Source organism: Endozoicomonas sp. G2_2 (assembly GCF_017744135.1).
Lineage (GTDB): Bacteria > Pseudomonadota > Gammaproteobacteria > Nevskiales > Salinisphaeraceae > Salinisphaera.
This window is the reverse complement of record NZ_JAGHQU010000001.1, coordinates 462,880-488,673: the sequence shown is the minus strand read 5'-3', so window position 1 is coordinate 488,673 and position 25,794 is coordinate 462,880. Positions and strand designations below refer to the sequence as shown.

Here is a 25,794-nt window from a genome sequence, read left to right as displayed (position 1 = left end):
GCAAATGGGCCAGTTCTTAGCGGAACAATCCCCTGCTCTGTGCGACTGTCGACAATAATAGAGCTGACGACCAATAGTTAAGCGGATAGCTGTTGGCCTCGCGAACGGCGCTGCTGTCGAAACCCCCTGTGGGCTGAATCAGATTTCTTCGCCCTATTTTGACCTACTAGCAGTCGTTCGCTGCGAACCGCGTGGTACCAGCAGGCGCACAATCGTTTTACGGTTCAACTGCCACAGCGCACGCGGTCGACTGGCCAAAGATCTCCTACGGTAACGCGCACGACGGCCGATAATGTCAGAGCCTGTCCGAGCGCTGGCCACAGCCGACGCTCGGAGAGCTGGACAAACGTTCACCCCCAGGGGAGCGGGCTCATGAGTGACCATAACGCACGCGTTTCCGATGTGATCAGCGGCCGCGCGCTTGATGCCGCGGCCACGCAGATCTTTGCCAACATCGCCGACGGCGTGGTCCTGACTGACGAGAACCGGCGCATCATCTTCACCAACGAGGCCACCGACCAGATGTTCGGCTACGGCGAGGCCGAACTCGTGGGCCAGAGCACCAGTACGCTGTACGCGAACAGCGATGAGTTCGCCGTGCAGGGTGCGAAGCGTTTCAACCCGACCGCGTCTGACGACCACCAGACCTACGTCACCCGCTATCGACGCAAGGACGGCACGGTCTTCGACGGCGAAACCACCGGCGGCCCCATTCACGAGCCGGGCACGGGGCGCGTGCTCTATCTCGGCATCGTGCGCGACGTCACGACGCGACTGTCTGCCGAAACGGTACTCAACCAGTTGCACCGGGTCACATCGGACCGCTCGCTGGAGTTCGACGCCCGTCGCACCGAAATCCTGCGTCTCGGCTGTCGTCATTTCGGCCTGCCGATCGGCATCGTGAGCCATATCGACGGGGATCGCTACGAAGTCCTCGAAGCGATTCATCCGGAAGACGCGATTCCGCCGGGGGCGACATTCGAACTCGGCGAGACCTATTGCTGCCATACCCTGGCGGCCGACCAGCCGATCGGATTTCATCACGCCGGGCGCAGCGAAATTCGCGACCATCCCTGCTACAAGGGCTTCCAGTTGGAAAGCTATCTCGGCAGCCCGATCACGGTCGACGGCGAGCTTTACGGCACGCTCAATTTTTCGAGCCCGGCACCGACCCGCCCCTTCAATCGACAGGATCTGGAACTCATCGGCCTGTTCGCGCAATGGCTCGGCCATGAGCTTGCGCGAGAGGCCGATCTTCAGGCGCTTCAGGCCGCGCAACTGCTGCTACGCCGTGCCGCCACGACCGACGAACTCACTGGGCTCGCCAACCGCCGTCTGCTCGGCGATCGCCTTCAGGCCGAGCGCCAGCGCATGAACCGTTATGGCGGCAGCTTCGCGGTGGCGCTGGTCGATTTCGACCACTTCAAGAAGCTCAATGATCAGTACGGCCATGCCACGGGCGACGCCGCACTTGTCGAGTTCGCCGGCATCGCGAAGAAGCTCCTGCGCGCCGTGGATACGGCCGGGCGCTGGGGCGGCGAAGAATTTCTGATCCTACTGCCCAATACCACGATGGAAGGCGCACTCACGATCGCGCAACGCCTGGCCGACCGAATTGGCGAAGCCACGCTCGAAACGGACGGCGGCGAGAGCGTTGCGCTGAGCGTCAGTATCGGCGTGACCATCTCCAGCGGCGAAGAGGCCATCGAGACCGTGATCGCCCGTGCCGACGAGGCACTCTACACCGCCAAATCCGACGGGCGCGGCTGCGTGCGCTGGCTCGGCGGTAATCCTAGCGTACCGTTGGGTACGCTGCGGACCACGGCCGGCTGAAGGCCTCACCGCCCGGGCCTCGCGCCGCCTATCGCTGCAGCACGAGCAGCGGATCGATCCGGGTACTGAACCAGGTCATGCCCCAGTGCAGATGCGGGCCGGTGGCACGTCCGGTGGCGCCGACCGCGCCGATGATTTCACCCTGCTCCACGGTATCGCCCACAGCCACGTCGAGCCGCGACAGGTGCAGGAAATTCGACCCGATACCGTAGCCGTGGTCGATGAGCACGGTGCCGCCGGTGAGATACAGATCAGGCTCGGCGAGCACGACTTCACCCGAGGCCGGCGCCTTGACCGGCGTACCGGTCGCCGCGGCGATATCCATGCCGGAATGAGCCGAGCCAGGTGTGCCGTTGTATATGCGCTGGTTGCCGAACCGGCCGCTGATACGACCTTCAACCGGCCAGATGAAATGCTGGGCAAAACCCAGGCCATTATTGCTCGTCGCCCGCGCGCGACTCACGGCCTGCTGTTCGCGAGCGATGCGTTCGGCGATGGCCGGTGGCGGCGAGACGGTCTTGGGCGGCACGCCATTGATACGTTCGACCGGAAAATCCCGGGGGCGTATCTCGACCGCGACCCGGCGGGGTTGGCCATTGGGCGGGGTTACCGCCACGCGGGCGCTTCCCCGGGCATCGCGCCCGACGCCGAACACGATGGTGCCGTAGTCGGTGACGTCCAGCGTACGGCCGTCGTAGACCACACGGCTGCCGGCCGGGACCTTGCCAATTACCATCGCGCCCTGCTGCACATGCGCCGGGAGGACCACCTCGTCGGTTGCAGCAAGGGCCGTGCCGGCGAAAGACAACACGGCGCCGAGACACGTTATGAAAAACGAACGGCAGCGGCGCCGATACAGGGCTTTTGATTCGATCATCAGTGGCGTTTAGGTCGTGGAGGGAGTTGTATAGCGCGATGATACGCGCCGCGTGGCGGTAATCCGGCACATGAGTATCGACGCCGCATGATGACTCGGCCGGATAATCAAACGCGCTTCAACCCCTCGGGTTATTGGCGTGGCGCAACAGGAATCCGCCGGTATCGGCAGTGTCGATATCGTTCAGAGAGACGCGTCGCGCAATCAGCCGTTCGCGAGCCCGTCGAGATCATCGTCACCGCCGAGCGCGCGCTCGGCAGGCTCAGGGCGATGAAAGAGATAGCCCTGGAAGCGGCGCATGCCGGCGCGCCGCAGCAGGGCGAGCACGGCTTCGGTCTCTACGCCTTCTGCCGTAACGCCAATATCGAGGGCACGCGACACCGCGCCTATGGAGCGCACAACGGCTCGATCGATCGGATCCTTCTCAAGACCCCCGACGAATGAACGGTCGATCTTTATGCCATCGACCGAGGCCCGCTTGAGCATGTCGAAGCTGTTGTAGCCGCTCGCGAAGTCGTCGAGCCAGACGCCGTAGCCGCGGTCCCGCAGGCTCTGGATCAGCTGCGGGTAGTGCTCCCCATAGAGGGCCTCGCTCTCCGTAATCTCGAAGATGAGCTGACTCGCGCTCGCGTGCTGTTGTTCGAGCAACACCATCAGCTCTGCATGGAATTTCGGATCGGCCACACTGACAGGGCTGAGATTGACGCTGAGAACGCAATGCTTTGGCCAGAGGCCGCGGCGCTCGTAGTGCTTGATCAACGCGATCGCCTGCGTGATCACCCAGCGATCAATACGGCTCATCAAACCCAGACGCTTCGCTGTCGGCAGAAAGGCATCCGGCCCGATTACGCCGTCGTCGGCGTTGAATCGCAGCAGTGCCTCGTAACCTAGCCGCTTGCCGTGTTCGTCGACAATCGCCTGAAGGTAAAGGGTGAACCGGTCCTGTTCCAGGCCGCTTCGCAGCAGTTCCGCCGTATCGACATAGCGCGACGCTTCGGCGCCGGCTTCGTTGCTGTCGCTATAGACATGGTAACGATTGCGCCCCGTATCCTTGGATACGTAAAGCGCAGCGTCGGCGTGGATGAGCGCGACTTCGGTCGACGCCAGCCGCCGATCCAGGGCGGCGATACCGATGCTCACGCCCACCGCGTAGCCTCGCCCTTCATGCACAAAATCGAGCGACGAGACCGTATCGACGATCTTGTCGGCCACGATACGCGCGCCTTCGGCGTCCTCGCTGTGCACGATGGCTGCAAATTCATCACCGCCCAGTCGGGCAAGCACGTCACTCCCACGCAGCAGCGCGCGCAGGCGCAGCCCGATCTGGCGCAGCAGTTCGTCGCCCGCCGAGTGACCGCCGGTGTCGTTGATGGTCTTGAAGTGATCCAGATCCAGATACAGCACGAAGGCACGCAACGCGCCCTGCTTCACGCGCGCCCAGGTATGGTCCAGCGCCTCCTGGAACCCGCGCCGATTCGGCAGTCCGGTCAGCGCATCGTGGCTGGCCTGGTGGACCAGCTCGTCGGTCATGCGACGCGCTTCGCTGATGTCCTGGAACACGAACACTGCGCCCTGAATCTCGCCGGTGTCGTCGTGGATGGGCGAGATCGAGTCCACGATCGAAATATAGTCGCCGTCGGCGCGCTGGAGCCGCGTGAAGATCGGCACCCGCACGCGGTCGCCGATACTCAGCACACCGGGCAAGGGATCGGGCAGCTGGCGATCCTCATCGGCATCGAAAAAACGAACCGTTTCGCCGAACGGCTTGCCGATGATCTGCGAACGCGGCACGCCCAGCAGCTGGGCCGCCGCGCTGTTGAGTTCGGAGACGATCGCGTTCGCATCGACCCGGATCACGCCTTCACCGATAGCCTCGAAGGTGACGTCGGCCAGCTCCTTGGCTTCGAACAACTCGCGATGCGCGCGCTTGCGCTCGGAGATGTCCTGGATATGGGATATGAAATACAGCGGCTCGCCCTGCTCGTCGCGCAGCAGCGAGACATCGAGCTGAATGTCGACGACGTGACCCTGTTTGTGGAAGTACCGCTTTTCCATCCGATAGCCGACACGGCGACCGTCGAGCAGTTCCTGGACATAGGTCAGGTCGGTCTCGAGATCGTCCGGATGGGTGATCTCCTGAAACGTCGTGCGCAGCAGTTCGACTTCGCCATAGCCGACGATTTCGCACAGCGCGCGGTTGACCGACAGCCAACGGCCATCCGGCGATACCAGCGCAATGCCGGTCGGGGCGTGGCTGATCGTTTCCTTGAGGCGACGCTGTGACTGGTGCAATGCCGCCTGGCTGCGTTTACGCGCGGTGATGTCGGATAACGTGCCGACAATCCTTCGGTCGGCGGCGTCATCGAGCTTCTGGCCAGCCTCCTTGATCCATATCTCGTCGCGATCCGGGACGTTGAGGCGGTATTCCGTGAGATAGGACGGCGAGTTGCCGGCCAGGTGCGCATCGATCTGGCGCTTGCGCTCGGCCCGGTCGTCTTCGTGAATCCAGGCCAGCCACTGGTCGCGGGCAAGCGTGGCCTCGGCCGCCTCGCTGAGCCCTGCACGCGAATTGAACCGTCCGTAGATACGGTAAATATCGCGATCCATGTCGATATCGATCAGCCCGAGACCGGCGTTCTCGCCGGCCGTACGCCACCGCGCGGTTTCTTCGAGCAAGCGGCGCTCGCGCTCGGTGCTCTCGTTCTGGCTGACGACCTGGTCATGGACGTCCAGCAACGCACCGGCAATCAGTGGCGGCCGGCCTTCGCGAACCTCAACCTGGCCGATCGCCTGCACGTAGCGGCGCGTGCCATTACTGCGACAGATCTCGGCGGTTACGCTGTATCCCGACCCCTCGGACGTGGCGCGTTCCAGCGCCGCCTCCAACTGCGTGCGAGACGCTTCGGTATAGAACGACAGCGCCGATTCGAGATCCGGGGTGTATTCCTCGCGGGTCAGCCCATGCAGCGTGTAGATCCCGTCCGACCAGTAGATCACGCCGGTTTCGGTGTCGTACCACCAGGTCCCGCCACGTGCGTGGCGTTCGAGCACTTCGATTCCGACCTGATGCATGCGTTACCTTTACCTGCCGGTCGAGGCGTGCAGATCGCATCGCGTGGCGGCGAACACGCGCGCGTGCCGGCAGCGGCACAACGCCGGGTCGCTGCGGCAGACGCCAATCCTGCACGGAGTCCAGCTTCCGTTCGTTACGCAGATTCTATCGTGTTTATAGGGACAGGCCCATGTCGGCCCCGATCAGGGCTCTGCATGGGGCAGTGCCACATTGCACAGTGCCTCGCCGAATTCGCTGAGCCGGATGGTGCAGCGCTCGATGTTCGGATACTGATTCAGGTCTGTTTCGACCTGCGCCATGGCATCGCGCACGAGGGTATCGGCCTCGAGAATCTCGTAGTCGGGCTCCAGGTCGCTGTCCTCGCCGCCCACCGAGATCAGGCCGAGCGCGAACATGTGCGCGATGAAGTTCGGCACCTGCGCACGCAGAAGCACGCCGGCTTCCTTGCCGACGCTCGACGCATACGACAGAACCCGGTGCGAGCCCACGCCGGGCAGCATGCCGGCGTTGACGTGGACCATGGGCCACACGCTGCCGTCGGCCATGAGCACCAGGATGCGCGCCTGCGAAGGATTGAGCTGGCGCAGCAGGCGGACATAGAAATCCTGCTCGATAGCCTCCTGGTCGGTGCCGCGAGAGGCGTCGAGCAACTCGGCGAATATCTGGGCCGGCAGGCTCGAACTGTCGCTGGCCGGCACGTTGCCGAGCGGATCCGCCGGCGTCACGCCGGCGCGGTCCAGGCGTTCGCCCAGTCCCTTGAGGGCCATGTACTCGGCGCGCCGCAGGGCACGAATCCCGATGCCCGCGACCGGCCGTCGACCGAGCCAGAGCGCGGTGCGTCGCAACAGATGAAGCGGCAGCGGCGGTTTGTCCTCGGCCTGGAACTCGGGCGCGAAGGCGTCGTAACGCTGCTTTTCGTAATCCCTCGATGCCACGTTGTCGAACTCCTTGATGAACTGGACGCGGTTAGGAACCGCCGCCGAAAAGCACGATGAACTGGAACACGCCGACCGCGAAACCGAGCGCCGCGCCGACGGCGATCAGGATCCATTCATCCTCTTCGAACGCCGGCCGCAGCATACCTTCGAACTTGCGCGGCGGAAGCTGGCGCATGCGGTCCACGAGGGTTTCCTCGATCGCCATGGTCTCGTTCGTATAGCGGATGAATTCCTGCATGGCAGGCGAGGCGCTGCCCTGCGCGTCGGGCGTGTACTCGATCAGCCGGTCCACGGCGGTCTGCTTGAGACGAATATAGTTCACGTCGCCGACCGTCCAGCTCACGAACGACCGTATCGGCCCCGCGCTTTCGTCGATCGCCTCGCCGACGTGATGGGCGATGATCGCGAAGATGCGATCGGAATACGGCCCCTTGAGCACCTGCTGAAGAATGTTCGCCGGCGCGAGCACCTCGTTGGCGACGAGATCGCCATAGGCGCGTGCGACGTCTTCCTGGCGCTTGAAAAACAACCCGTGCAGCGTGAATGGCCCCACGCGGTATTTTTCCTTCGGGTTGAAGATCATCTTCAGCGCGGCCCAGTTGGTGAGCCAGCCCACGAGCATTCCGAACAGCGGCAACAGCCACCAGGGCTGAAAGAACATCCACACGAACATCTGGATCATGCCGAGCGGAAAACCGAAATACGCCCCCGAGCGCGCGATGAACTTGAACTCCTCCTTGCCCGTCTCGAGAAATATCCGGTTCATCAGCTCCTTGTGATGCACCAGGTTGGTGACCACCATATCCTTGAGGTCGAAGACCTGATTCACGTCCGTACGCAGGTCGCGCACCGTATCCGCAATGGCCTGCGGTACCGCGGCCTGTACGCGCGCGACTATGGTTTCGCGGGCGGCGAGCGGCGTACGCTCCCAGACATCCGAGTGGTGGCTGCGCATGACCTCAGCGACGAGATCCTCGGTCATTTCGTTCAGCGGCACCTTGAGCTTTTCGGCCACCTCCTCCGGGTCCAGACGCGAGAAGATCTCTTCGCTGTCGATGAGGTTCTGGGTGATGGTGTCGGTCGCGATCGCCGACATCTTCGCCGCCTTGCGCGGGACGATGCCCTGCCAGCCGAGAAACGGTTTCCAGACGCCGAAGAACTCGATCGGATGAAACATCATCCAGATCGCGACGCGGTTGGTGATATAGCCGATTATCGCGCTGATAAACGGCATGGACGCATACTTCCAGAACGTGGCCGTTCCGAGAAATGCCAGATCGATCATGCGGCCCGTCTCCTCCAGTGTGCGCTATGCGGGCATTTTCTTTGTGGCGACCGATCGACCGCGCGGCTGATCGAAAAGATCGCGTTTCGGATCAACATACAGTGATCGACCGCCGCTGTCCCGTGCATTCGTTCGCTGCTCGGACCGCGCCGAAGCAGGGGACGGCCACAAAAAAAGGCCCCGCCGGAGCGGGGCCTTGATGCCAACCTAGGGCGTGGCGTTTCAGCTGTGGCGCAGGGCGCCCGGCACGCGGACGTCCTCGATCAGCGCCTGGACATCGGCGGGCGGCGGTGCCGTCGCGCGCGAGACCAGGAAAGCCACCACGAAGTTGATCAGCGCACCGAGCGCGCCGAAGGACTCCGGCTGGATCCCCATGAACCAGGCACTCGCGTCATCCGGGAACACGTTGGTGCCCGGGATGAAGAAGAAGCCCTTGAAGATGAAGATATAGGTGATCGTCGCCAGCAGACCCGCGAGCATGCCGGCAATGGCGCCCTCACGGTTCATGCGCTTGGAGAACACACCCATCAGCAGCGCCGGGAAGATCGAGGAAGCGGCCAGGCCGAAGGCCAGTGCCACCACCTCGGCCGCGAAGCCTGGTGGATTGATCCCCAGATAGCCCGCGACCAGAATCGACCCCGTCATGGCGATACGTCCGGCCATGAGTTCGCCCTTCTCGGAAATATCCGGCTTGAGCATGCTCTTGAGCAGGTCATGCGATATCGCCGACGAGATCGCGAGCAACAGACCGGCGGCCGTCGACAACGCGGCGGCCACACCGCCCGCAGCCACGAGCGCGATCACCCATGCCGGCAACTGTGCGATCTCCGGATTGGCGAGCACCATGATGTCGCGGTCGACGTTGACCATTTCGTTGCCTTCCCAGCCGTAGCTGTCGGCCGTGGCCTGGAATTCCGGATTCTTGTCGTTGTAGTACTGAATCCGGCCGTCGCCGTTCTTGTCCTCGAAGCCGAGCAGGCCCGTGCCTTCCCAGGTCTTGAACCACTGCGGACGGTCTTCGTAACGCAGGTTGGCGGTCTGTTCACCGACCGGACCGGTCTGCACCGTTTCCATCAGGTTGAGACGCGCCATGGCGCCCACAGCCGGGGCCGTGGTGTAGAGGATGGCGATGAAGAACAGCGCCCAGCCCACCGACTTGCGCGCGTCGGTGACCTTGCGCACGGTGAAGAAGCGGATGATCACGTGCGGCAGACCCGCGGTACCGATCATCAGCGACAGCGTGAGCATGAACACGTTCAGCGTCGAATGCTCTGGCGACGTGAACTTGTCGAAGCCGAGCTCCGTTATCACCCCGTCGAGTTTTTCCAGCAGATAGACGCCGGAACCGTCGGCCATGGTCGAACCGAGGCCGATCTGCGGCAGCGGCACGCCCGTGAGCTGAATGGAGATGAACACCGCCGGCACCGTGAACGCGAAGATCAGCACGATGTACTGCGCGATCTGGGTGTAGGTAATGCCCTTCATGCCGCCCAGCACGGCATAGACGAAGACCACGAACATGCCGATCAGCACGCCGGTCTCGAACTCGACTTCAAGGAAGCGGCCGAAGGCCACGCCCACGCCCTTCATCTGGCCGATCACATAGGTGATGGAGGCCACGATCAGGCAGATCACCGCCACGGTACGTGCGACGTTCGAGTAGTAGCGGGCACCGACGAAGGCCGGAACCGTGAAGCTGCCGAACTTGCGCAGATACGGCGCAAGCAGCAGCGCCAGCAGCACGAAGCCACCGGTCCAGCCCATCAGGTACGGCGATGCGTTATAGCCGAGGAAGGCGATCAGGCCAGCCATCGAGATGAACGACGCCGCGCTCATCCAGTCCGCGGCGGTGGCCATGCCGTTGGCGACCGGGCCCACGCCGCCGCCGGCGACATAGAACTCGTCCGTGCTCCCCGCACGAGACGCGATTGCGATGATGAAGTACAGCAGAAAACTGCCGCCCACCATCAGGTAAATCCAGGTTTGTGTATCCATGCCCCTTCCCTATTCTTTTTCTTCGACGCCGAATTCCCGGTCGATCTTGTTCATGCGCCAGGCATAGAAAAAGATCAGGAACAGGAAGACGTAGATTGCCCCCTGCTGAGCAAAGAAATAGCCCAGTGGGTAGCCGCCGATCTGAAAGTTGTTCAACACGTCCACGAGCAGAATCCCGCAGCCGTAGGAGACGACGAACCAGACGACGAGGAGCTTGAGCAATAACCGGATATTGGCCTGCCAATAGGCAGCCGCCGCACCGGACGACTGTTCGGACATATCCCCCTCCGTTGTTATGAATTGTCCGCGATCATCCTCGTTCAGCAGCCGGTAAGCGGCAATGAGACTTTCGGCTATTCAACCATTTGTGCAAGCAGCCAGATTGAGGGTCTGTTTATCAATTTTAGTGCACAGTGCAGCGAGCTCGACCAACTCGGCCCTACTGGCTAAGGCGCGGGACGATTCGCCGTCCACGCGGTGCCACTTTTTGCAGACCACGGGCACAAAAAAAAAGCCCGGCCGAAGCCGGGCTTTTTCGCATCGACGATCGCGGAGTCGATCAGCCGGCGCGCTTGGCCTTGAGCTCGCGGCGACGCGCATGCAGAACCGGCTCGGTGTAGCCAGAGGGCTGTTCAAGACCCTTGAAGATCAGGTCGGAAGCGGCCTGGAAGGCGACCGAATCGTCGAAGTTCGGCGCCATGTTCTGATAGCTCGAATCGCCCTCGTTCTGGCGGTCCACCACTTCAGCCATGCGCTCCAGCGTTTCGCGCACCTGCTTTTCGTTGGTCACGCCGTGATGCAGCCAGTTGGCCACATGCTGCGACGAGATCCGGCAGGTCGCCCGATCTTCCATGAGCTGGGTGTCGCTGATGTCCGGCACCTTCGAGCAGCCCACGCCGTGATCCACCCAGCGCACGACATAGCCCAAGATGCCCTGGCAGTTGTTGTCGAGTTCCTTCTGGATTTCGTCGGCCGACAGCTCGCGTTCCAGCAGCGGAATCGTAAGCAGATCGCTGATGTAATCCTCGTTGCGCGATTCCAGCTCGGCCTGCCGGGCCAGCACGTCACAGCGATGATAGTGAATGGCGTGCAGTGTCGCGGCGGTGGGCGACGGCACCCAGGCACAGTTGGCACCGGCGTTCGGGTGGCCGATCTTGGCTTCCATCATGTCGGCCATGTTGTCCGGCGCGGGCCACATGCCCTTGCCGATCTGCGCCTTGCCACGCAGGCCGACCTTCAGACCGGTATCGACGTTGTTGTCCTCATAAGCCTTGAGCCAGGGCTGCGACTTCATCTCGCCCTTGGGCAGCATCGGGCCGGCTTCCATCGACGTGTGCATCTCGTCGCCGGTGCGATCGAGGAAGCCGGTGTTGATGAAGATGGTGCGCTCGCGCGCTTCCCTGATGCAGGCCTTGAGGTTGACGGTGGTGCGCCGCTCCTCGTCCATGATGCCCATCTTGAGCGTGTTCGGCGCCATGCCGATCGCCTTTTCGACGGCTTCGAACAGCTCGACCGTGAAATTGACTTCGGCCGGGCCGTGCATCTTCGGCTTGACGATATACACGCTGCCGGCGCGGCTGTTGGTACGCGGGCCGTTGCGCTTGAGGTCGTGCAGCGCGATGGTGCCGGTGCACAGGGCGTCGAGAATGCCTTCCGGAATCTCGTTGCCGTCGGCGTCCAGCACCGCCGGCGTGGTCATCAGATGGCCGACATTGCGTACCAGCATGAGGCTGCGGCCCGGCAAGGTCAGCTTGGAGCCATCGGCGCCGGTGTACTCGCGGTCGTCGTTGAGCTTGCGGGTGATCGTCTTGCCGCCCTTCTCGAGCTTCTCTTCGAGATCGCCCTTCATCAGGCCGAGCCAGTTGCCGTAGACCAGTGCCTTGTCTTCGGCGTCGACCGCAGCGACCGAGTCCTCGCAGTCCTGGATCGCGGTGACGGCGGCTTCCATGAGCACGTCCTTCACACCGGCGGCGTGGTCCTTGCCGATCGGGTGTTCCGAGTCGATCTGGATCTCGGCGTGCAGGCCGTTATGGGTCAGCAGCACGGCCTTGGGCGCGGACGGATCGCCCTGATAACCGGCGAACTGCTTGCTGTCCTTGAGCGTGGTGTGGCTGTCGCCCACGTCCACGGCCAGCGTGTTGTTGTCGATGCGATACGCGGTCGCATCCGCGTGCGAACCGTCGGCCAGCGGGAAGGTATCGTCGAGGAACTTGGCCGCCCATTCGACCACCTTCGCGCCACGCTTGGGATTGTAGCTCGTGCCCTTCTCGGCGCCGTTGTCCTCGGGAATGATGTCGGCGCCGTAAAGCGCGTCATAGAGGCTGCCCCAGCGCGCGTTTGCGGCGTTGAGCGAGAAACGCGCGTTGGTGATCGGTACGACCAGCTGCGGGCCCGGCACGGTGGCGATTTCCGGATCGACATTGTCGGTGGACACCTTGAAGTCTTCGACATCGCCGACCAGATAATCGAGCTCTTCCAGCAGCTTGCGGTACTCACCCGCGTCGAAGGCATCGCCGCGGTGTTCGCGGTGCCACTTGTCGAGGGTTTCCTGAATGTCTTCGCGGTGACGCAGCAGTTGCGCGTTGCGCGGGCCGAAATCGGCAACCAGCGAAGCCAGCGTCTGCCAGAACGTGTCGGGATCGACACCGGTGCCCGGCAGGGCCTTCTCGATCAGATCATGCAGGGGCTTGCCGATCTGCAGGCCCGCTTTTTCGATACGGTCAGTCATAAAACGCCTTTCACTTGTGCCAATCGCAGCCGCGTTCGCCGTCGGCTACGCAGATTCAACAGACGCGCATCATAACAAAGCCCCGTGGAGCAAGGTGCGCAGCGCTTGCGGGCGTGCCGCTAGGCGCTGCGGCGTGCGCGTTTACGGGTGCGGCGTCGCAGCCGCTGCAGGAATTCATCCATGATGCGGTCATACAGGGCATCACCGAGCACCGCGTCCTCGATACCGGCATCGATGCTCGGATTGTCGTTGACCTCGATCACGCGAATGCCGTCGGCCGTCTGCTTGAGATCGACGCCGTAGAGACCGTCGCCGATCAGATTCGCGGCACGCACGGCGGTCTCGACCACGTCGGCCGGCGCATCCTCGACGGCCAGTGTGGCCGAATCGCCCTCGCTGAAGTCACCGTCCTCGCCGTGCTTGACGATCTGCCAGTGCCCGCCCGCCATGGCGTACTGGCACACATACAGCGCCTTTCCGCCAAGCACGCCAACCCGCCAGTCGAACTCGGTGGGCATGAACTCCTGGGCCAGCGCGAGCTCGGAGTCGTCCAGCAGACGTGCCGCGATCTCGACCAGTTCGGCGTGATTGGCCGCCTTGAATACGCCCTTCGAGAACGCGCCTTCGGGTGCCTTGAGCACCATCGGGAAACCGAGCAGATCGGGCAGCCGGTGGACCTCGCGCTCGCCGAAGATACAGGCCTTCGGCGCGGCCACCTTGTAGCGCGTGAGCAATTCGGCGAGATAGACCTTGTTGGTGCATCGCAGAATCGAGGTCGGGTCGTCCATGACGACCAGGCCTTCGCGCTCGGCACGACGCGAGAACGCGTAGGTATGGTGACCCAGCCGCGTGGTTTCGCGAATGAACAGCGCATCGAACTCCGCCAGCCGGCCGAAGTCGCGGCGGGTAACGGTTTCCACTTCAAGGCCGAGTCGCCGCCCGGCCGCGACGAATTTATCCAGCGCTTCGTTGTTCGACGGCGGCTGCGGGTCATCCGGGTCCACGAGCATGGCGACATCGAAACGCGCCGGGCGGCGCTTGCGTGCGCTGCGCCAGCCCTGGGCGACGTGCGCCTCCAGCGCCTGACTCAGAAAATCCACCTGGTCGGCCTCGAGCGACCGCATCGACAGCGTACGCAGACCCGCGACCGCCACACGGCCCTGCCGGTGGCGTAGTTCGACATGCAGCAGCGGCACGGCAAACTGCTCGAACAATCGACGTGCCAGCGGCGCAAGCAGCGGTTCCGCGCACTGGCCGAGATACACATTGAACTCGCGCGGCAGGGCCGCGCGCTGGGCGTCGTCGAGCGTATCGAGATACTGGGCCAGCGCCGGAATCTCGCTGCCGTAGAGAATCTTGCGCGACAGATCCTGCAGCGTGGCCACGGATGCGAGCACGCGATGGCCGCGCGCCTCGGCCAGCAACGAACAGTAATAACCCAGACTTTGGTAACGGGTGCTGCGGCAGAGATTGATCACGTGCAGCTCGGCCTCGGCAAAAGCCGGGTCGCTCAGGTAATCGTCCGCCAGCACCAGTCGCATGGCGGGCAGCGGGGCCTTCCAGTCGCGCAGCGATTCAACGACCACGATCGGTTCTGCCATGGGCTCGGTGTTCTCGGGTTCAGGTAAGAGGTTTTTCCAGACGCACGCCGTCTTCACGCCGGCCATCGCGGCCCGCGTAATAGCTTGGCAGGCTGGCGTTTTCGCGATAGCCCGCGCGCTGGAACAGACCGCGCGATGCCAGGTTGGACAGCCGCGCCTCGGCGCGCATTACGCGACATCCCCGCCGCTGCGCGCCCGTCTCGCATTCGCGAAGCAGCGCGCTCGCCACGCCGCGCCCGCGTGCCGACGCGCCGACCGCGATCGAATACAGGCGGGCGACGCCGCTGTTGCGGCGATAGAGCACGACCGCATCCGCGACGATGCACGCACCATCGAGCGCGACAAGAAAGTCCGCCTGAGCGCGAGAGGCTAGATAGCGCAGGCTGCGGCGGCTTTGCGCGTCGATATCGAAACAGGCTTTTTCGAGCGCATGCACGCCGTCGAGGTCGGCGAGAGTCGCCGGCCGGATCACACAGTCATCATGCGCTGCCATTGGCTTGAGTATACGCCGGGCGCATGCGCCGCAAACGGATTTTCAGGCGCTGCAAATACGCGCGCGGGGGGGGGCGCCTACTTCGGCTGCAGCTGACTCAGCAGCATACGCGCGGCCGCGGCGGACGATGCCGGATTCTGGCCGGTGACCAGATTGCCCGCGATCGCCACATGCGATGCCCAGTCCTTGCCGCGGGTGAACTGGCCGCCGTTGTCGGTCAGCATGTCCTCGACGCGGAACGGCACCACATCGGACAGCCCCACGGCCTGCTCCTCGCTGTTGGTGAACCCGGTCACCTTCAAGCCGTGCACCAGCGGCCCGCCGCTGGCGTTCTTTGCATGCCGCAGCACGCCCGGCGCATGGCAAACGAGCCCGAGCGGCGTGCCCTGCGCATGGCTGCGTTCGATCAGCGCGATGGAGTCGCGATTTTCGGCGAGATCCCAGAGCGGGCCGTGGCCGCCCGGATAGAACACCGCATCGAATCGCTGCCCAGAGACCGCAGCGAGCTCGTGCGTATTCGCGAGTGCCTGCCGGGCTGCTGTATCGGCCTTGAAGCGCCGGGTCGCGTCGGTCTGGGCGTCGTCGCCGTCGCTGGCCGGATCCAGCGGCGGCGCCCCGCCGGCCGGAGACGCCAGCACCACGTCGGCACCGCCGTCGACGAACACATAATAAGGCGCGGCGAACTCCTCCAGCCAGAACCCGGTGGGCTTGCCGGTATCGCCGAGCGTGTCGTGCGAGGTGAGTACCATCAGAATCTTCATGAGCGCACTCGGGCTTTGATTGACAGGCGTTAAATGCGGCCGCCCATCGCTAAAGGCAAGCATTTATTTGAGGCTTCGAACAAACGCCCACGCAATCCGTGCCGGCGTCGTTTCGGCCAGGCCCGTCGAACCTCGGCGTTGCCATGCCGGCCGCACCGAGCCGCCGACCAACGCGATCTGTAGGGCGGGCGAGATCCGGCTAACCGACCGTCACCACAATCTTGCCGAGCTGCTGGTTGGATTCCATATACCTGTGCGCGTCGACCATCTCGGCGAAGTCGAACGTACGATCCACGGTAGGCACCAGATCGCCGGCCTCAACGCCCTCGTAGATGAAGCCCTTGGCGCGTTCCAGACGCTCGGCGTCGCCGATTACTTCGAACAGGGTATAGCCGCGGACCGACAGGCCCTTGCCGAGCGCGGCAAACAGCGGGAACGGCGTGGCATCACCGCTGAGCGCACCGTATTCGAAGATCGTACCGCCCGGGCCCATGGCGTTGGCCAGGGTATCGACCATCGGTCCGGCCACGGGGTCGAAGGCCAGGCGCGCGCCAGCGTCACCAGTGATTCTCATCACCTCGGCGGCCAGATCCTGCTCTTCGGTAACGATCACATACGCCGCGCCCGCCTTGCGTAGGGCGTCCGCTTTGGCCGCGGTGCGCGTGGCCGCGATCGAGATCGCGCCGATATGGTTGGCGATCTGGATCGCTGCCAGACCGACACTGCTGGAGGCCGCCGGGATGAGCACGGCCTCACCCTTCGACAGGCCACCGATATCCACCAGCGCGCCATAGGCAGTCAGATACGGCATCCAAACCGCCGATGCCTGCACCGCATCCAGACCATTCGGGCGCGGGGTGACCGCGTAGGCCGGCACAACGGCCTGTTCGGCATAGAAGTGGTAATCGTTCATCGAGAACGCCGGCATGACGCTGACTTCATCGCCTTCGGCGATACCGTCGACGCCGGATCCGACGGCCTCGACGACGCCCGCGCCCTCATAGCCGAGGCCCGCGGGTAGCTTCGGGTCTTCCAAATACTCACCGTAGCGAAACATCACCTCGGCGCGATTGAGGCCGATCGCCTCGACGCGTACGCGTACTTCACCCTCGCAGGGGTTGCCGACCTCGACGTCCTCGAACTTGAGCACGTCCGGGCCGCCGGTCTCGTGGAAACGAATTGCCTGGGTCATGTGGGTTCCTTCCGCGGCGCCATTGCTGCCGCAGTCTTGATGAGAGTCGTACGCCGCGCGATACGATCGAACGGGGAAATAAATCGATACGCTCGGCGCAACGATTACTGCGCCATGCAGCGATCGATGGTGCCGATCGACCGCCAAATCAAGCCGCGGTCAGGCCAGCCCGTCTCGCGGCAAGCGGATCTGAACGCGCAGGCCGCCTTTTTGATGATTGATCAGCACGATCTCGCCGCCGTGGCCCTGGATGACCGAACGCGCGATCGAAAGCCCCAGGCCAGTGCCGCCCGTGTCTCGGCTGCGTGACGACTCCAGACGCACGAACGGATCGAACACCCGTTTCATGTCCGCCTCCTTGATGCCCGGTCCGGCATCGACGATGTCCACCGTGATCGCCTGGTCGCCATCGGCCAGCACGATGCGCGCTTCGTCGCCATAGGCGAGCGCGTTGTCGATGATGTTGCGCAGTGCGCGCCGGATGGCGACCGGGCGACAGACCAGTGCGATACGCGTCTCGGGTTCGAAGGTTACGGTCGCCCCGCTGGCGCGGTAATCCTCGCAGAGCGCATCGATCAGTGCCGACAGATCCACGTTGCGCGTGGCTTCGTTGGCCGCTTCCTCGCGCATGAAGGTCAGCGACGCCTCGCTCATGTTGGCCATGTCGTCGAGCGTGGCGGCCATGGCGCGAGTATTGTCGTCGTCGGGCAGAAACTCCAGGCGCAGACGCAGCGCGGTGATCGGCGTGCGCAGATCGTGCGCCAGGGCGGCAACCATACGGGTGCGCTCGGCCACGAAACGGGCCAGGCGTTCGCGCATGCGATTGAAGGCGGCGACCGAACGCCGGATTTCCTCGGCGCCCGTCTCCGGCAAGGGTGCCACGGCTTCGCCCCGGCCGAAGCGCTCGGCAGCCCGCGCGAGATCGCGCAATGGCCGGGTCATCCGCCGGCTGGTCACGATCACGATGCCGGCCATCAACAGACCGCTGACGACCAGCGTGATCAGCGAAAAACGCGCCCAGCGCCGGGTCGGGTCGAACAGACGCTGGCGCGCCCGCAGCCAGGCGCCATCGTCGAGCTGCACGGCCACGCGCAGCGCATCGCCCGCGCGCCGGCTCGGCCCATGCGCCAGCCCGGGGCCGATCGCGACCCGTACGCGCTCGACATCCACACCGACCCGGCGCGCGAACTCCTGCTCGAAGCCGCGCGCCTGATCGCGGTTGTCGTTGTCCTCGTTGGTGAACCCGCGCCCCGGGCCGGGCGCCAGCCGGTAACGCAGGTCGTCGGTCGACATCGCGGCGAGTGCCTGCCCGCGATCGGCCATCGGCACGAAGTCGATGGTGCGTATGGCGCTGGCCACGCTCTCGCTCATGTTGCCGACGATCACGCGTTCGAGAAATCGATCGCGTTCGTGTGTCCAGATCGCAAAACTCACCAGCTGCGACACCACGAGCGCCAGCAGCGTGAGCAGCACGATCCGTCCCGACAGACTGCGCGGCCAGAGGCGCATCAGGCCGGCTCGCAGGTGGCGGTGAAACGATAGCCGCCGCCCCAGACGGTCATGATCAGGCGGGGGTTGGCCGGGTCCGACTCGATCTTGCGGCGCAGCCGGCTGACCTGATTGTCCACACTGCGGTCGAAGACCTCGGCATCGCGCCCCTGGGTGAGATCGAGCAGCTGCTCGCGCGAAAGCACATGGTTGGGATGATTCACGAACGCCAGCAGCAGCCGGTACTCGCCGGTCGACAGCGCCACCGCCACACCATCCTCATCGACGAGTTCCTGCTGGGCGGTATTGAACGTCCAGCGGTCGAAACACACGGCCGCGCTCTCGGGCTGGTTGCGCTGCGCGGGCAGCGCGCTCGCCCGCCGCAGCACGGCGCGAATGCGGGCCAGCAGTTCGCGCGGCGAAAACGGTTTGGTGACGTAGTCGTCGGCGCCCATTTCCAGACCGATGATGCGATCGGTCTCGTCGGCGACTGCGGTGAGCAGCACCACGGGTACGTTCGTGGTTTCGCGCAGCCAGCGACACAGGCTCAGACCGTCCTCACCGGGCATCATGATATCCAGCACCACCAGATCCGGCGCGCCGTCGCGAATCACCCGCCGTGCGGCCGCCGCATCCGGCGCCGCGGACAGACGAAAGCCGTGATCACGCAGATACCGCGTGAGCGATTCGCGGATGTCGCGGTGGTCATCGACCACGAGAACATGCGGCTGGGGATCGGCCATGAATGCGTGCCTACACGGGTGACGGCGTCAATATAACGCGCGCCGCATCCGCGTTTCGGCTGGGTGTGTATCGGATTCTGGCGCGTACCGCGCTCTGACACACTTTGCGACAAAATCGTCGCCCGCCGACAGATTTCCACGACATTTCTGCGCGTTAATAACCCTCGACGTGTGGTCGAACGGCCCACGAACGACACCCCTCAAAGGAGATGACCATGAAATATCGGGTACTGATGACGGCGATCACGGCCGGGCTGATCGGCATGACGACCGCCCAGGCCAAGCCCATGCACGACAAGGGCGAGATGTTCACCGCCCTCGACGCCGACAAAAACGGCGAGCTAAGCCAGCAGGAACTGTCCAACATGCGCGAGACCATGGCGAAAATGCGCTTCGACGCCGCCGACACCAACAGCGACGGCCAGATCGACAAGGACGAGTTCATGGCCAAGGCCGAGGAGCGCGCCGCGCGCATGTTCAAGCATATGGACGCCGACGAGAACGGCACGCTCGATGCCGACGAGGCCCAGCCGCCCCGTCACGGCAAACACCACGGCAAGCATCATGGCGACAAGGGCCACGGCGACCATGCCAAGAGCGACAAGCGCGACCATGCCAAGAGCAAGCGCCACGACAAGATGCTCGAGCGCATGGACAGCGACGGCAACGGCAGCGTGTCCAAGGCCGAGTGGGACAGCGCGATGGCGCGCCACCATGAGCGCCGCGAAGAGATGAAGGACGCACAGTAAACGTGCGCGAGACCTTCGCCCCGCGACGCCGGCGCACACGCGCCGGCGTCGTTCGTGTTGCATGCGCCAGCGCGCTTGTACTGCTCGCCGCCGGCTGCGCGACGACGCCGCTGAACGAGCTCGCCCGGCCGCGGTTCGAGATGCCGGCGCGCTTCGCCCAGACCGGCAGCGCCGACATGCGCGCCGACTGGTGGCAAGCCTTCGACGATCCGGAACTCGACCATCTGGTGAACCGTGCACTGGCGCACAATTTCACCCTCGCTTCGGCCTATGCCCGGGTCGAACAGGCCCGGGCGACGCTGGGCAGCGCGCGCGCCGACCTGTTCCCGAGTGTCGACGCCAGCTTCGAGCAGAGCGCGACTCGCCGCGCCAACGGCGACTCCGATCTCGCCACTACCACCGGCAACAACGGGTTCAGCATCGATCAGGACAACGGCAACTGGAGCGACACGCGCACGTTCCAGTTCTCGGCCGCCTACGAGCTCGATCTCTGGGGGCGATTGCGCAACGCGCGTGACGCTGCCGCGTTCGAGGCCAGCGCCAGCGCGGCCGATCTGCAGGCCGCCGCAATCACGCTGGCCGGCGATATCGCCAGCAACTGGTATCAGCTCCAGGAGCTCGAGGCACGCATCGCGCTGCTGCGCAGCCAGATCCAGACCAATCGCGACGTGCTCGACCTGACCACCTATGCCTTCACGCACGGCCAGGCCCAGGCCGCCGACGTGCTGCGCCAGCGTCAGGCCGTCGAGTCGGTACGCGGCCAGTTCGAACAGACCCAGGCCAGCGCGGCCGTGGTGGAAAATGCACTGGCCACGCTGGTGGGCGTACCGGCCAACGATTTCAACGCCCCCGAGGGTGAGCTCGTGGACCTGCCCGCAATCCCCAACACCGGCGTGCCGGCGGGCGTGCTCATGCGCCGCCCGGATGTCCGCCAGCAGTTCTATGCGCTCGCCGCGGCGGATCGCCGCGTGGCCGTGGCCGTGGCCGATCGGTATCCGCAGCTGTCGCTGTCGGCCAGCCTGTCGACCACCACCGATTCGGCGGCGCTGTTCAGCAACTGGATTACCCAGCTTGCCGCGAATATCACCCAGCCGATCTTCGATGCCGGCTCGCGCGCGGCCGAGGTCGACCGCACCGAGGCCGTGGTCGCCGAGGCGGTCGCCGACTACCAGCAGACGCTTCTCGAAGCGTTGCAGGAGACCGAGGACGCGCTCACCAACGAATACCGCCAGCAGCGTTACCTCGAACGTCTCGACGAGCAGCTGCGTCTTTCGCGCGAGACCGTCGACAACCTGCGTCTGCGCTATCTGCGCGGCGCGACCGACTACCTCGACGTACTCGACGCTCTGCTCACGCGCCAGGACCTGCAGGTCGAATACCTGACCGCTCGCCGTCAGCTGCTCGACTACCGCATCAATCTCTATCGTGCCCTTGCGGGTGATATCGAAAGCGGCCCGCGCCCCGATATCGACGCGCCGGCCGTGCCGCTTGCCCGTTCCTCCAGCGACAACGCCTTATGAACACCTCGCGCAATGTTTCCCGCCTTACGCGCCGCACGGTCTGGCTCGCGCTGCCGCTGCTGATTCTCGCCGTCGGCGTGATCGCGGCCCTGTGGCTGCTCGAAAGCCAGCCGAGCGCGCCGCGCGCCAAGGCGCAGCAGCGCCAGGCCCGGCTGGTGACGGTCACGCCGGCCGAGGCCGCGCCGGCCACGCTGGATTTCGATGCCAACGGCACGGTCGAAGCCGCGGATGCCACCACCCTGCGCGCTCGCGTCTCCGGCCAGATCGTGGCCCTCACCGACAAGCTCGCTCCGGGCACGCGCTTTGAAAAAGACGAGGTGCTCGCGCGCATCGACGATGCCGACTACCGGCTCGCGCTCAACAGCACGCGCACCGATCTCGCCAACGCCCGGGCCGCACTGCGCGTGGAACAGGGCCAGCAGGCGGTCGCCGAACGCGAACTGTCTCTGGTCGGCACCGAGGTCAGCGCCGACGAGCGCGACCTGGCCCTGCGCGGCCCGCAGCTGGAACAGGCCAAGGCAGACGTCGAGGCCGCCCGTACCGCCGTCGAGCAGGCGCAGCTGGATCTCGATCGCACCACGGTACGCGCGCCGTTCACCGGCATCGTGACCGAACGCAGCGCCTCGCTCGGCGACGTGGTTGCCACCAGCGACACCCTCGCCACGCTCGCCGCCACCGAGGCGTACTGGGTCAACGTCTCGCTGCCCGTCGATCAGCTGCGCTTCATTCATGCCGCCGGTAGCGACCGCGCCGGCACGCCGGCACAGATCTATTACCCCGACGCCTGGGGCGACGATGCGTTCCTGCCCGCCGAGGTGCTGCGCATCCAGCCGGCGCTGGAAACCTCCGGGCGCATGGCACGGGTGCTGCTGCAGGTGCCCGACCCGCTCGGCGACAACACGCCGGCAGACAGCCGCCTGCTGATCGGCGCCTATGTGCGCGCCGCCCTCGAGGCCCGGATTCCGACCGGCAGCGTGCTCGTCGATTCGGCGTTCGTGCACGAGAACAACAACGTCTGGGTGATGACCGACGAGAACCGGCTGGATATCCGCAGCGTCGATATCCTCTACCGCGATGCCAACCAGACCGTCATCGCCAGCGGACTGGCGCCGGGCGACGCCGTGATCACCAGCGAACTGACCGCGCCGATCCAGGGGCTGCCGATCCGGGTTGAATCCGCCACGGTCGACGAGCAGGCGCCGGATGACGCGCCCGACCGCGAAGCCACGTCGCTGGCCGACCAAACGGGCAACGAGGCCGACCACGCAGTTGAAGGCGTAGCGCGTTCACTGCGCCTGACCGGTCCGCCGGCCGACGCCGGGGATGCCGTCGATGGCAGCCGCCAGGCGCGTGCCCGGGCCCACGCCACGGAGCCGCGCTCGTGAGCGATGCCAACCGTCGCGGACCGATGGCCTGGATGGTGGCCAACCGGGTCACCCCGAACCTGCTGATGCTCGCGCTGCTGGCCGGCGGCCTGCTGATGACGACGCTGATCAAGCAGGAAGTCTTTCCCGAGTTCAGCCTGGACATGGTCACGGTGTCCGTGTCGTATCCGGGCGCGACGCCCGAGCAGGTGGAACAGAACATCGTGCTCGCCATCGAGGAGAAGGTGCGCGATGTCTCCGGCATCGACGAGATGACCGCGACCGCCTCGGAAGGCAGCGGTACGGTCACACTGGAGCTATCGGAGTCCGCCGACGGCCAGGCCGTATTTCAGGACGTGCAGCAGGCGATCAGCCAGATCACGACTTTCCCGGACGATGCCGAACAGCCGGTGATCTCGTTGTCGGATCACCAGCGCGACGTGCTCGATATCCAGATTTATGGCGATGTGAGCGAGACGGCGCTGCGTGCCTACGCCGAAGAGGTGCGCGACCGGCTGCTGCAGTCGCCGGACATCACCCAGGTGGAACTCGAGGGCGTGCGCGACTACGTGATCCGCATCGCCATCGCGCAGGAGCGCCTGCGCAGCTATGGCCTGACGCTCGGCGAGGTGGCCGATACCGTCGCCGCATCCGCCGTGGACGTGGCCGGCGGCAGCGCCGATACCGCGTCGGGCGAGGTGCTGCTGCGCCTGGAAGGCCGGCGCGACGCCGCACGCGAGTTCGAGCGCATCCCGCTGCTCACCACGCCCGAGGGCACGGTGGTACGTCTGGGCGACGTGGCGGATGTCGAAAACGGGTTCGAGGACAGTAAGACCGAGGCCACCTACGACGGCGCGCGCTCGATCGGGATCGAGGTATTCCGGGTCGGCAAGCAGACGCCGATCTCGGTATCGGAGGCCACGCGCGAGGTCATGGATGATCTCGAAGCCGACCTGCCGCCGTCGCTGCAGTACGCAATCAACGGCGACAGCTCCGAGATCTATCAGCAGCGCCTCGAACTGTTGCTCAAGAACGCGTTCATGGGCCTGGTGCTCGTGCTCGTCGTACTCAGCCTGTTCCTGGAAATGCGCCTGGCGTTCTGGGTGACGATGGGCATTCCCACCGCGTTCCTGGGCGCATTCCTGTTCCTGCCGTTGATGGGCGTGACCATCAACATGATCTCCATGTTCGCCTTCATCATCGCGCTGGGCATCGTGGTCGATGACGCGATCGTGGCCGGCGAGAACATCTATGAACATCGCGAACGTGGCGCCGGCGTGCTCGAAGCGGCGATGGCCGGCGCGCGCGATGTGGCGATGCCCATCTCCTTCTCCATTCTGACCAACATCGTGGCCTTCCTGCCCCTGCTGCTGGTCCCGGGGTTTCTTGGCAAGCTGTTCGGCGTGATCCCGCTGGTGGTGATCACCGTGTTCCTGGTGTCGTGGGTGGAAGCGCTGTTCATTATGCCGGCGCATCTGGCCCACGGCCGGCCGCGCCAGCGCAACCGGCTGTCGGCCGCCATTCACCGGCGCCAGCAGGCGTTTTCGCGCGGCTTTTCGCGGCTGGTGTCCGACTATTACGCACCGTTTGCTTCGAAGCTGGTCGTCCACCGCTATGTCACCTCGGCGTTCGGCGTCGCGGTACTGCTCGTCGTGCTCGCCTGGGCAATGTCGGGGCGCATGGGTTTCACGCTTATGCCGAAGGTGGAATCCGATCGCGCGCAGGCCACGCTCACGCTGCCCTACGGCAGCCCGATGCCGCGCATGACCGAAACCCGCGACCGCCTCGAAGCCGCAGCCGAGCAGGTGATCGCAGACAACGGCGGCGACAATCTCGCCACCGGCGTGTTCGCCACCATCGAGGAAAACACGATCGAGATGCGCGTCTATCTGCAGCCGGCCGACGTGCGGCCGATCAGCACCGCTGCCTTCGTCCAGGCCTGGCGCGAGCAGCTCGGCGAGGTCGCCGGTCTGCAGTCGGCCCAGTTCCAGTCCGATGCGGGCGGGCCGGGCGCCGGCAAGGCGATCACCGTCGAGCTGTCGCATCGCGATACCGATACGCTGGATCGCGCCGCGGAATCGCTGGCCGCGCGGCTGGGAGAATTCGCCGGCGCCACCGATATCGACAGCGGCGTGGCCCAGGGCAAGAACCAGGTCAGTTTCACGCTCAACGACGCCGGGCGTTCGCTGGGCCTGACCAATGCGGACGTGGGGTCGCAGGTGCGCGCGGCCTTCTACGGCGCGGAGGCGCTGCGCCAGCTGCAGGGGCGCAACGAGGTGAAGATCATGGTGACGCTGCCCGAAGCGCAGCGCGACAGCGCGGCGGCGATTCGCAACCTGCTCATCCGCACGCCGGATGCGACCTATGTGCCGCTGCATCAGGTCGCCGATATCGACTACAGCCGCGCCTTCACCCAGATCACGCGCCGCAACGGCCGACGCAGCGTCGAAGTCACCGCCAACGTCACACCCTTCGATGCCACCAGCCGCATTACCCAGACGCTGAATGCGCAGACGCTGCCGCAACTGGCCGAGGACTACCCGGGCCTGACCTACGGCTATTCCGGGCGCCAGGAAGACACGGCCGATTCGCTGCACGCGCTGTTCGTGGGGTTCGTGCTCTCGCTGGCCGGCATCTACATGCTGCTCGCGATTCCGTTCGCGAGCTATCTGCAGCCGGTCATCGTGATGGTCGCCATTCCGTTTGCCGTGGTCGGCGCCATCATCGGCCACGAAATCATGGGCTATTCACTGTCGGTGATCAGCCTCATGGGCATGCTCGCCCTGGCCGGCGTGGTGGTGAACGACTCGCTGGTGCTCATCCACTACGCCAACACGCTGCGTCAGCGCGGCGAAAACGCGGCAGACGCGGTACGCTTGGCCGCCGTGCGCCGTTTCCGGCCCATCCTGCTGACCACGCTCACGACTTTCGGCGGTCTGGCCCCGATGATCTTCGAGACATCGCTGCAGGCGCGCTTCATGATCCCGATGGCCATTTCCCTGGGCTTCGGCATCCTGTTCGCGACCGGCATCACGCTGGTGCTGGTGCCCTGTTTCTATGTGATCGTCGAGGATCTGCGCAGCCGCCTGCTGCCGCGGGCGCTCGTCGAAACACCCGACACGGCGTAAACCCACGCCGGCGGATTGCGCTTTGC

Annotated in this window: 18 protein-coding genes; 5 read left to right on the top strand and 13 right to left on the bottom strand. The window is 64.8% G+C overall.

What is annotated here, in order from left to right; all coding sequences use genetic code 11:
- Window positions 1-372: 372 nt before the first annotated feature.
- Window positions 373-1,833, top strand: a complete 1,461-nt coding sequence (locus J7355_RS02150) for a diguanylate cyclase (protein ID WP_209059431.1) — start codon at window positions 373-375, stop codon at window positions 1,831-1,833.
- A 28-nt stretch (window positions 1,834-1,861) separates the two neighbouring features.
- Here the strand turns inward: J7355_RS02150 and J7355_RS02145 are convergent, their stop codons facing one another.
- From J7355_RS02145 to J7355_RS02085, 13 genes are all read right to left on the bottom strand, one after another.
- Complete coding sequence (locus J7355_RS02145) at window positions 1,862-2,710, bottom strand: M23 family metallopeptidase (RefSeq protein ID WP_247739689.1); 849 nt, start codon at window positions 2,708-2,710, stop codon at window positions 1,862-1,864.
- A 204-nt stretch (window positions 2,711-2,914) separates the two neighbouring features.
- Window positions 2,915-5,782 carry a PAS domain-containing protein gene (locus tag J7355_RS02140; protein WP_209059429.1) on the bottom strand — a complete coding sequence of 956 codons (2,868 nt, stop codon included), beginning with the start codon at window positions 5,780-5,782 and terminating at the stop codon, window positions 2,915-2,917.
- Between the two features lie 183 nt (window positions 5,783-5,965).
- Window positions 5,966-6,718, bottom strand: coding sequence for an Abi-alpha family protein (locus tag J7355_RS02135; RefSeq protein ID WP_209059427.1), 753 nt, complete (start codon window positions 6,716-6,718; stop codon window positions 5,966-5,968).
- 31 nt (window positions 6,719-6,749) lie between these two features.
- Window positions 6,750-8,006 (bottom strand): DUF445 family protein, encoded by a 1,257-nt coding sequence (locus J7355_RS02130; protein ID WP_209059425.1) that lies wholly within the window; start codon window positions 8,004-8,006, stop codon window positions 6,750-6,752.
- Window positions 8,007-8,228: 222 nt separating this feature from the next.
- Entirely contained in the window at window positions 8,229-10,001 is a 1,773-nt protein-coding gene (locus tag J7355_RS02125; protein ID WP_209059423.1) for a sodium:solute symporter family protein, read from the bottom strand.
- Between the two features lie 9 nt (window positions 10,002-10,010).
- Window positions 10,011-10,280: a DUF4212 domain-containing protein gene (locus J7355_RS02120; protein WP_209059420.1), complete on the bottom strand. Its 270-nt coding sequence runs from the start codon at window positions 10,278-10,280 to the stop codon at window positions 10,011-10,013.
- Between the two features lie 280 nt (window positions 10,281-10,560).
- A complete protein-coding gene (locus J7355_RS02115; RefSeq protein ID WP_209059417.1) occupies window positions 10,561-12,729 on the bottom strand; it encodes a malate synthase G in 2,169 nt (722 codons plus the stop codon).
- 119 nt (window positions 12,730-12,848) lie between these two features.
- The gene (locus J7355_RS02110; RefSeq protein ID WP_209059415.1) at window positions 12,849-14,330 is read right to left on the bottom strand and encodes a RimK family protein; all 1,482 of its coding nucleotides are present in this window, start codon (window positions 14,328-14,330) and stop codon (window positions 12,849-12,851) included.
- Window positions 14,331-14,349: 19 nt separating this feature from the next.
- Window positions 14,350-14,823 (bottom strand): N-acetyltransferase, encoded by a 474-nt coding sequence (locus J7355_RS02105; protein ID WP_209059413.1) that lies wholly within the window; start codon window positions 14,821-14,823, stop codon window positions 14,350-14,352.
- Window positions 14,824-14,900: 77 nt separating this feature from the next.
- Window positions 14,901-15,584, bottom strand: a complete 684-nt coding sequence (locus J7355_RS02100) for a type 1 glutamine amidotransferase domain-containing protein (protein WP_209059411.1) — start codon at window positions 15,582-15,584, stop codon at window positions 14,901-14,903.
- A 199-nt stretch (window positions 15,585-15,783) separates the two neighbouring features.
- Window positions 15,784-16,776 (bottom strand): zinc-dependent alcohol dehydrogenase family protein, encoded by a 993-nt coding sequence (locus J7355_RS02095; RefSeq protein ID WP_209059409.1) that lies wholly within the window; start codon window positions 16,774-16,776, stop codon window positions 15,784-15,786.
- A 159-nt stretch (window positions 16,777-16,935) separates the two neighbouring features.
- Window positions 16,936-18,285, bottom strand: coding sequence for an ATP-binding protein (locus tag J7355_RS02090; protein WP_209059407.1), 1,350 nt, complete (start codon window positions 18,283-18,285; stop codon window positions 16,936-16,938).
- Window positions 18,285-19,007 carry a response regulator gene (locus J7355_RS02085; RefSeq protein WP_209059405.1) on the bottom strand — a complete coding sequence of 241 codons (723 nt, stop codon included), beginning with the start codon at window positions 19,005-19,007 and terminating at the stop codon, window positions 18,285-18,287. Before J7355_RS02085 ends, J7355_RS02090 begins: the two co-directional genes overlap by 1 nt.
- Window positions 19,008-19,222: 215 nt before the next feature.
- Between J7355_RS02085 and J7355_RS02080 the strand changes: the two genes are divergently transcribed.
- Genes J7355_RS02080 through J7355_RS02065 form a run of 4 tightly spaced genes read left to right on the top strand, consistent with a single transcriptional unit; the run spans window position 19,223 to window position 25,768 of the window.
- The gene (locus J7355_RS02080; RefSeq protein WP_209059402.1) at window positions 19,223-19,756 is read left to right on the top strand and encodes an EF-hand domain-containing protein; all 534 of its coding nucleotides are present in this window, start codon (window positions 19,223-19,225) and stop codon (window positions 19,754-19,756) included.
- A 2-nt stretch (window positions 19,757-19,758) separates the two neighbouring features.
- Complete coding sequence (locus J7355_RS02075; RefSeq protein ID WP_209059400.1) at window positions 19,759-21,276, top strand: efflux transporter outer membrane subunit; 1,518 nt, start codon at window positions 19,759-19,761, stop codon at window positions 21,274-21,276.
- Complete coding sequence (locus tag J7355_RS02070; RefSeq protein ID WP_209059398.1) at window positions 21,273-22,661, top strand: efflux RND transporter periplasmic adaptor subunit; 1,389 nt, start codon at window positions 21,273-21,275, stop codon at window positions 22,659-22,661. Before J7355_RS02075 ends, J7355_RS02070 begins: the two co-directional genes overlap by 4 nt.
- Entirely contained in the window at window positions 22,658-25,768 is a 3,111-nt protein-coding gene (locus J7355_RS02065; protein WP_348522985.1) for an efflux RND transporter permease subunit, read from the top strand. The genes J7355_RS02070 and J7355_RS02065 overlap by 4 nt, the downstream gene beginning before the upstream one ends.
- The last annotated feature ends 26 nt before the right edge of the window (window positions 25,769-25,794 follow it).